A 1794-nucleotide genomic window follows, 5' to 3' on the forward strand; every position below is an offset into this window, starting at 1 on the left:
GGCAGTGCTCTCCTCACGCGTGACGTGGAGAAGACGACAACCGGGGATGTGACAGAGAAGGGTCATACCCTGATCTGAGAATCCCCGCCCGGTTCAGCCAGCAGCTACCTTCCGGCATCCCCCCCCCCCACCAACCCAATCCACCAAACTTGGCGAAGAGCCACTTCAATGGGGGCTGATCAGTCCGTGGCAGACGCCATACGGGCGACCATCAGGTCAGCATGTTGTGTCCCATTAATTCGCTTCGACGAACGCAATGAGCGCCTGCATCAACGACGCGATTGTGGTGACCTACGTCATTTAGCGGGCGCCATGATCTCGGTTCGCCGCACCGCCTCGGAAGCTTGCTTCGGCGTGCACCCGGCCCGGATGAAGGATGGCCGACGATGCAATCGCTCGGCGACCGCCATGAGGAATGCCACGGCGTGCCTACGTCAACGCCGTGCCATGCCCCCTCCCGAGCCGGCTCCACGGAAAGGCATTCCCTTATCCATGCCCGGCTTGTGAGTACGCACACCGCGGAACGGTCCTGGAAGCATGGCCGTTTCTCGATGACGCCGGATGGGTACCTGACCCGGTCCAGGCCACCAATAACCCACGAGGAAGCCCCCATGAAGAAATCCCTGATCGCCGCTGCAGCCTTGGCCGCGCTCGGCGCCATCGGCATCGCCGCACCCGCCTCGGCCGCCCCCGGCATGATCGGCGCCGTCGATGCAACTACCAACATCGTCGACGTTCGCATGGACGGCATGCATGGCCACCGCGGTCATCACATGCGTCACCACCACCACCGCGGCCACATGATGCGTCACCATCATCACCGCGGTCACATGATGCGCCACGGCCATGGTCATCGCCATCACCGCATGTGATCCCATGGGGCCCTTCGGGGCCCCTCTTGATTTTGCGGTGACCTAGGGCAGGCTTCGGGATGGGATTACCGGAACGATCCGGGAAATTTCGTCCCGAGCCGATCTGGCCGATTCATCGCGTGTCAGCCCGAAAGAAGTCCAATCTCGCCCAACGCGAAAAGGTACCGTGTCAAGCTGACCCCATCAGGTAGCTTGGTGGATCGCGTCAACGACCTGGTCCGCGCTGTAGGGCTTGGGGACGAACAGGCCGTGATCGGGGATATCCCCCTGGGCCAGACGGTGCCGACCCGAGGTCACGACCAGTCGGATGTCGGGCCAGGCGTCGTGTACGCGTCCGGCCAGGGTCACCCCGCACATCGAGCCCGGCATGTCGACGTCGGTGAAGAGCGCTCCTATGTCCGCACGCTCGTGAAGGATGAACCAGGCCTCGTCGGCATGGCGTGCCTCGACGATCACGAAGCCCGCATCCTCAAGCATCTCGACGGCGCAGAGGCGCACGAGGTCGTCGTCCTCGACGACGAGCACGGCGGTGGCTTTCATGGAGCGCTTCGTCGACATGAGAGCGCAACACAGGTTAGCTCGATAAGTTGCCCTCCTTGAGTATCTCAGTTGATAGGTCCTGGCCGGTGCATTGAGCGTGCAGGCAGGAAAGCGACCTTCGCCGACGTGCGCCGTACCGTCGGGATACACCCTGTCGTTCACTCGCTCGTATCCGTGCAGCATGTTGAGGCTTCGGCCCAAACAACAGTGCGCCGTGAATCGGCAAGCACCGCCAAAACAAACTTATGTTATCCAGCAACCTCTGGACGAGGTTGGCCTTACCCCTTGATGACCCTGCCTGGCCCTTCCGATGCGCCCTTCGCCCTCGTGGTCGACGACGACGCCCTGATCCTGATGGATGCTACCGATATCCTGGAGGATG

At 62.3% G+C, this 1794-nt stretch carries 2 protein-coding genes; one reads left to right on the forward strand and one right to left on the reverse strand.

The genetic code is table 11. The features are described 5' to 3' along the window. Positions 1–611 precede the first annotated feature (611 nt). Positions 612–872, forward strand: a complete 261-nt coding sequence (locus J7U37_RS24705) for a hypothetical protein (RefSeq protein ID WP_247637464.1) — start codon at positions 612–614, stop codon at positions 870–872. A 183-nt stretch (positions 873–1055) separates the two neighbouring features. Here J7U37_RS24705 and J7U37_RS24710 read toward each other — a convergent pair whose 3' ends face one another. Beyond that, complete coding sequence (locus J7U37_RS24710; RefSeq protein WP_247637465.1) at positions 1056–1430, reverse strand: response regulator; 375 nt, start codon at positions 1428–1430, stop codon at positions 1056–1058. Positions 1431–1794: the final 364 nt, after the last annotated feature.

The organism is Methylobacterium sp. 37f, assembly GCF_023093475.1.
Lineage (GTDB): Bacteria > Pseudomonadota > Alphaproteobacteria > Rhizobiales > Beijerinckiaceae > Methylobacterium.